The following is a 6,149-nucleotide window of genomic DNA, read 5'->3' as shown; positions in this document are numbered from 1 at the left end:
TGGCAGGCGCTGCCGGAGTTCAACGCGCTCTTCTCTGTGCCGGAGGTTTCCTGATGTTTGAAGTACGAAATCTCACCATCGCCCAGGGGGAACGTCCCCTCTGGCAGGGATTGTCGCTGACGGTGAAAGCGGGGGAGCGGCTCGGCATCTCCGCCCCGAGCGGTTATGGCAAGACCACGCTGGGGCGGGTATTGGCGAGTTGGCAACCGGTTGGGGCCGGCGGGCAGATCCTGCTGGATGGGCAGCCAGTGCCTGAACAGGTAAAAGGCTATAACCCCATCCAGCTGGTGCCCCAGCACCCGGAGCTCACCTTCAATCCCTATCGCACCACCGGGCAGGCGCTGTGGGATGTATGGCGCCCCGATGACGCCATGCTGGCTCGCTTTATGGTCAAACCTGCGTGGCTTAGTCGTAAACCCGGCCAGCTCTCCGGTGGCGAGCTGGCCCGCATCGCGCTGCTGCGCGCCCTCGATCCCCGCACCCGGTTGCTGATTGCCGACGAGGTGACCGCCCAGCTGGATCCGCAAATTCAGCGCCAGCTCTGGCGGGAGCTGATGATTGAGTGCGAGCAGCGTGGGCTTGGCATGGTGATCTTCAGCCACCAGCAGGCGCTGCTGCGCCAGATCTGCCATCGGGTAGAAATATTTGATATGAGTCCATCTATTTGAAAAGTCTTTTGGATTACCCATGATCCTCAGCCAGCTTCAAGAGCCGATATGGCATCGGGGCCATAGCAGTGGCGAACCTTGTCGCGGATCGAGTCAAAGGAGATGAATTTATCGACTCTGCGCAGGAGGTGGTCTTGGGGGACGTGCTTCTCGAGGGAAAACATCCCGATCCCAGATTGCTGACAAAGCCAAAATCGTCATCGTAACGTATTGATTTTGTTTGATGAGAAAGCCCTGCTTTTCTGAAATCAGGTTTTTTTCAATAGTCTGAGAGGCAGCGGCTAACACCGCTGCCTTTTTTGATCACCAGATAGGCTGGGTCAGGTAGGGGTTGCTCGCCTTCTCGCGACCGAAGGTGGAGCTGGGGCCATGGCCCGGGATAAAGACGATCTCGTCCCCCAGCGGCAGCAGGGTCTCGGTGATCGACTTGATCAACGTCCCGTGATCGCCACGGGGGAAGTCGGTGCGGCCAATGCTGCCAGCAAACAGCACATCGCCAACCCAGGCGAGTTTTTCAGCCTGGGAGAGCAGCACGATATGCCCCGGGGTGTGGCCGGGGCAGAAGTAGACGTCCAGCGCGCACTGGCCAAGCTGCACCTTGTCACCCTGCTCAAGCCAGCGATCCGGCGTGAAGGCGGGGGTATGGGCGAAGCCGAACATCTGACTCTGCTGGGGCAGCATGTCGAGCCAGAAGGCGTCCTCCTTGTGGGGACCGGTAATGGCGACGCCGGTCTTTTCCCGCAGCTTGGCGGCGGCACCCACATGATCCAGATGACCGTGGGTCAGCAGGATGTGGGTCAGGGTCAGGCCGCGCTTGGCTATGGCCGCCAGCAGTTTGTCCGCTTCGCCGCCCGGATCGATCAGGGCGGCCTGATGGGTCTCGTCACACCAGATGAGGGAGCAGTTCTGGGCGAACTGGGTGACCGGGATCACCTCGAATTTCAACATAGAGTTCCTCGCTTGGGATGGGTCAGCCGCGCAGCGCGCTGGCATGCTGCTCGGCGAAATAGTCGAGGCAGGCCTGCTTGTCACCGCGAAACACGATGCGCTCCTGCTTGTTGCCAAGCTGATAGAGATACATGGGGTCGTAGTAGCGGGTCAGCAGCAAAGTGATCCAGGCCAGATGCAGCGCGGTATCGCCGCTCTTTTCCTGCTCGGTGAGAGCGGTCTTCATCAGGGCATCCAGCTCGCGGTGGGCCTGATCGCCGAGGCGGCGCTTGAGGCGGGCCAGCGCATCGGTGAGGTAGGCGGCAAACAGCGGCCAACCGGCTTCCTGGCCATACATGGCTTGATAGCGCAGCCAGAGATCGTGCACGTAATCTTCACGGATCTGCTCGGCCCGATCGATTTGCGGTACATCCACCACCACCAGCGGTGCCTGACTCATGGCCTCATGGAGGGAGAGGGGCAGGCAGCAGCGGCCGATCAGGCGACTCTCATCCTCGACCACGAAGGCGTGTTCGCCCTGATGGCGGCGCTTTAACAGCTCGATGGAGAGGTTGTTTTCAAAATTGATGTTGCTGGGCTGGCCGCCGGGCAGCTGACCAAAAGAGGAGCCCCTGTGATGGGCGTGTCCTTCCAGATCGAGCGCCTGGGCCACGTGGTCCAGCATATGGGTCTTGCCGGAGCCGGTCATACCGGTCAGCACGCTCCAGTGACACTCGGCAGAAGCCTTGTCCTGGGTGTCGATCAGGAAACGGCGCAGCTCCTTGTAGCCACCGGCGACGCGGGGGCGAGTCACCCCGGCATCAGCCAGCCACTGTTGTACGGTTTGCGAGCGCAGGCCGCCGCGAAAGCAGTAGAGCAGGGCATCGGGCTGCTGGCGCAACTGCGCCAGCCAGCCTTCGAGTCGCTCGGCACGTACTGCTCCCCCCACCAGCTTGTGTCCAAGCTCAATGGCGGCGGCCTGACCCTGCTTCTTGAAGCAGGTCCCCACCTGGGCGCGCTCATCGTCTGTCATCAAGGGCAGGCTGGTCGAGCAGGGGAAGGCCCCCTCCTTGAACTCGATGGGGGCGCGCACATCAATCAACGGCACATCGCCTAAAAAAATCTGGGCGTAGTCCGTGGCCAGTGGCAATTCACTCATTGGACAATCTCGATAAAGCGGGAGCCCTCAAGGGGCTTGATCTGGCCGATGGGCGAGAGTTTTAGCCCAGCGTCTTGCGCGATGGCGAGCAGCTCGGCTTCGCTCTCTTTACCCACGGCAACCAGCAGGCCGCCGCTGGTTTGTGGGTCGCACATGATGTTGCGGGTGCGATCGTCCATGGCATCCAGCTTGTGGCCGTAGGAGTCGTGGTTGCGCAGGGTACCGCCCGGTACGCAGCCCTCGGCGAGGTAGTAATCTACCTCGTCCAGCAGCGGCAGCGCCTTGAAGTCGAGGCGGGCGCTGACATTGGATCCTTCGCACATCTCCAGCAGATGGCCCGCCAGACCAAAACCGGTGACGTCGGTCATGGCGTGGACACCCGGCAGCTCGGCAAAGCGCTGGCCGATCTTGTTGAGGGTGCACATGGCATTGGGGGCCAGTTGTTCGTGTTCAGGCTTCAGCTTGCCCTTCTTCTGGGCGGTGGTGAGGATGCCGATACCGAGGGGCTTGGTCAGATAGAGGGTGTCACCCACCTTGGCGGTGTCGTTCTGCTTGATGGCGTCAAGGGGCACGATACCGGTGACCGCGAGGCCGAAGATGGGCTCGGGGGCATCGATACTGTGACCACCGGCCAGCGAAATCCCCGCTTCATGGCACACCTGACGGCCGCCATCGATCACCTGCTGGGCTACTTCCGGCGCCAGGGTATTGATAGGCCAGCCGAGGATGGCGATGGCAACGATGGGCTTGCCACCCATGGCGTAGATATCGCTGATGGCATTGGTGGCGGCGATGCGGCCAAAGGTGAAGGGGTCATCGACGATGGGCATGAAGAAATCGGTAGTGGAGACAATGCCCTGACCGTTGCCGATATCGACCACGGCCGCGTCATCCTTGCTGCTGTTGCCAACGATCAGGGTCGGGTCGTTGAAGCCCGGGATCTGGCTCTTGAGAATGGTGTCGAGCACCTTGGGAGAGATTTTGCAGCCACAGCCAGCGCCGTGGCTGTATTGGGTCAGACGAATGGAAGACATACTTACCCCTTTTATTTGCAAACAGAGCAGAGGCTCTGTGGAGCCGTCTTGGTCAATGGGCGGCCTTGTAGATTGGAAGACAAGAAGCCGCAAATATGGGTGGCCTCGGTGCCAACAGGGGCAGCGATGACTGGCAGTGATGGATGACCGCCAGGCCGGACGGGGAAGAAAAGGGCGACAAGGTGCGCCAGCGCAGCCCCGCCAAGGGCCACAGGACGGCGCATTATGCCACATTTGCCCCTTGGGGTTCGAACAGGAATTCACATAAACAGCAGGGAATTGCCCGCACTTGCCTGTCATTGGGTTGGATCCGCTGCGCACCGATTGATGACTACACTGAACCCGGTAAAGAGGATGTCAAAGAGAGCAACTGATCTTGAAATCACATCGCCACCAGAAGGAGATCCCGCTGATCACCTCATTGCTGGTTGACCACCCCATTACCATGGCGCTGTTGGTGCAATGGCAAGATAAATCCAGTGACTGCGGGTTACCACCAGCGGGAGCTGGTAGCCAATCTACCCCGGACTTAGGCACCATTCGATGAAAAACAATCAGGCCCGCAAGGGGCCTGATTGATCACAAGGGGAGGGTGAATACCGATCAGCGGGCGCGTACCACCAGACCCTTGAGGTAGAAACCTTCCGGATAGGCGGTACCGATGGGGTGATCGGAGGCCTGGGAGAGCAGCTCCAGGATCTGGGCATCGCGACCGGCATCGAGCGCCGCATCGGCAACGATCTTCTGGAACAGGCTCTGCTCCATCAGACCGGAGCAGGAGTAGGTCAAGAGCACGCCACCCGGCGCCAGCAGCTGAAACGCCAGCATATTGATGTCCTTGTAGCCACGGCAGGCACCCAGCAGTTGGGCCTTGCTCTCGGCAAACTTGGGCGGATCCAGCACGATGACGTCGAACTTCTCGCCCTTCTCGCGATATTCACGCAGCAGCTTGAACACATCGTGACGGATAAACTGGGTGTTGCTGGTATCCAGTCCGTTCAGCTCGGCATTCTGGCGGGCGATATCCAGCGCATTTTGGGAGAGATCGACGTTGACCAACTCTTTGGCGCCGCCCTTGAGGGCATAGACGCCAAAACCACCGGTATAGCTGAAGCAGTTGAGCACCCGCTTGCCTTCGGTGTACTTGGCGGCTGCCTGACGGTTGTCACGCTGATCCAGATAGAAGCCGGTTTTGTGGCCGTTACGGATATCCACCAGGATCTTCACGCCGCTCTCTTCGATCACCACCGACTCGTTCGGCGTATCGCCATAGATGACGCCGGTGCGCTCTTTCAGCCCCTCCTTCTTGCGTACTGCCACGTCGGAGCGCTCATAGATGCTGCACTCGGGGTAGAGGGTACGCAGCGCCTGGGTGATCAGCTCGCGCTGGAACTCGGCACCGGCAGAGAGGATCTGGCACACCAGAAAATTGGCATAACGGTCGATGGTCAGACCCGGCAGGCCGTCGGATTCGGCGGCGCAGAGGCGATAGCCGGTGAGACCCTGACGCTTGATCAGCGGATCGCGAGACTCCTGGGCATATTTGAGGCGACGAATGAAGAAGTCGAGATCGACGGTCTCATCCTTGTCGAAGGTCCAGACCCGGGCACGGATTTGGGAGCTGCCTGACCAGGCACCACGGGCGAGCCACTTGCCATCGTTGGCATAGATCTCGACGGTGTCGCCGTCAACGGGGTTGCCTTCAACCCGCTCAATCCCTTTGGAGAAGATCCAGGGGTGGCGACGCAGCAGGGATTTTTCGCGGCCTTTGACGAGATAGATGGAAGCGCTCATGGATGTTTGCCGATGGTAGAAAGAAAAGGGGCCACATTCTATGTGCAATAGGGCGGCTAAGCCAGCCTTTGCTGGTATATGGCGCAGTAACGAATTGTGGCATGATTCGGTGCCGTGATAAAATGTGATTTTATTTCAATAGCTTACAGCTTATTTTTATCCGCTTGGGGCGTCATTGGGGCAAAAAGACCTTTTGACTGCATCTGTTCCCAGATCCGTTGCGCCTCTGGTTTATTCGCTGAATCGAGCCATTTGCCATATACCCGCTGCAGCATTTCCAGATTCTTGTGGCCCATTTGGGATGCGATGTATGCAAGGTTACCATGTGATGTCAGATTCCAGGAGGCGAAGGTATGACGAAGTTGATAGAACCTGCGGTAACGAACACCAGAGCTCCTGATCAACATTCTCCACATCTTACTGATCGCCGTAGTGCTATAGAACTTCTCGACTGGATTTCTATGCGCTTGGTCTGATGGGCAGAATACCGGCCTGAGCCAAAATGTTTCCGAGCCATCATCAACATCAACTCTGATCTCACAGGCTGGCAGCATGAAGGTGAGTAGC

Annotated in this window: 6 protein-coding genes; 1 reads left to right on the top strand and 5 read right to left on the bottom strand. The window is 59.1% G+C overall.

Going from position 1 to position 6,149, the window contains the following annotated elements:
• Positions 1–53: 53 nt before the first annotated feature.
• Positions 54–668: an ATP-binding cassette domain-containing protein gene (locus ACRAUW_RS16200; protein WP_431363104.1), complete on the top strand. Its 615-nt coding sequence runs from the start codon at positions 54–56 to the stop codon at positions 666–668.
• A gap of 303 nt (positions 669–971) precedes the next feature.
• Here the strand turns inward: ACRAUW_RS16200 and ACRAUW_RS16195 are convergent, their stop codons facing one another.
• From ACRAUW_RS16195 to ACRAUW_RS16175, 5 genes are all read right to left on the bottom strand, one after another.
• Positions 972–1,616, bottom strand: coding sequence for an MBL fold metallo-hydrolase (locus tag ACRAUW_RS16195; RefSeq protein ID WP_431363103.1), 645 nt, complete (start codon positions 1,614–1,616; stop codon positions 972–974).
• Between the two features lie 22 nt (positions 1,617–1,638).
• On the bottom strand, positions 1,639–2,754 hold the full coding sequence (gene mnmH, locus ACRAUW_RS16190; RefSeq protein ID WP_431363102.1) for a tRNA 2-selenouridine(34) synthase MnmH: 1,116 nt from the start codon (positions 2,752–2,754) through the stop codon (positions 1,639–1,641).
• Complete coding sequence (gene selD, locus ACRAUW_RS16185) at positions 2,751–3,788, bottom strand: selenide, water dikinase SelD (RefSeq protein WP_227340590.1); 1,038 nt, start codon at positions 3,786–3,788, stop codon at positions 2,751–2,753. The genes mnmH and selD overlap by 4 nt, the downstream gene beginning before the upstream one ends.
• 603 nt (positions 3,789–4,391) lie before the next feature.
• Positions 4,392–5,582: a class I SAM-dependent methyltransferase gene (locus tag ACRAUW_RS16180; protein ID WP_431363101.1), complete on the bottom strand. Its 1,191-nt coding sequence runs from the start codon at positions 5,580–5,582 to the stop codon at positions 4,392–4,394.
• A 143-nt stretch (positions 5,583–5,725) separates the two neighbouring features.
• The coding region (locus ACRAUW_RS16175; RefSeq protein WP_431363100.1) for a tyrosine-type recombinase/integrase at positions 5,726–6,149 on the bottom strand (424 nt) is incomplete at its 5' end.

It is taken from the genome of Aeromonas sp. (assembly GCF_050633025.1).
GTDB lineage: Bacteria > Pseudomonadota > Gammaproteobacteria > Enterobacterales > Aeromonadaceae > Aeromonas.
Note: the sequence above shows the minus strand (reverse complement) of the source record. Positions and strands in the feature narration are given on the sequence as shown.

Excerpts from the sequence above, each read along its gene's own strand:
- mnmH (WP_431363102.1), bottom strand. The coding sequence starts at position 2,754 with ATGAGTGAATTGCCACTGGCCACGGACTACGCCCAGATTTTTTTAGGC.
- ACRAUW_RS16195 (WP_431363103.1), bottom strand. The coding sequence starts at position 1,616 with ATGTTGAAATTCGAGGTGATCCCGGTCACCCAGTTCGCCCAGAACTGC.
- selD (WP_227340590.1), bottom strand. The coding sequence starts at position 3,788 with ATGTCTTCCATTCGTCTGACCCAATACAGCCACGGCGCTGGCTGTGGC.
- ACRAUW_RS16200 (WP_431363104.1), top strand. The coding sequence starts at position 54 with ATGTTTGAAGTACGAAATCTCACCATCGCCCAGGGGGAACGTCCCCTC.
- ACRAUW_RS16180 (WP_431363101.1), bottom strand. The coding sequence starts at position 5,582 with ATGAGCGCTTCCATCTATCTCGTCAAAGGCCGCGAAAAATCCCTGCTG.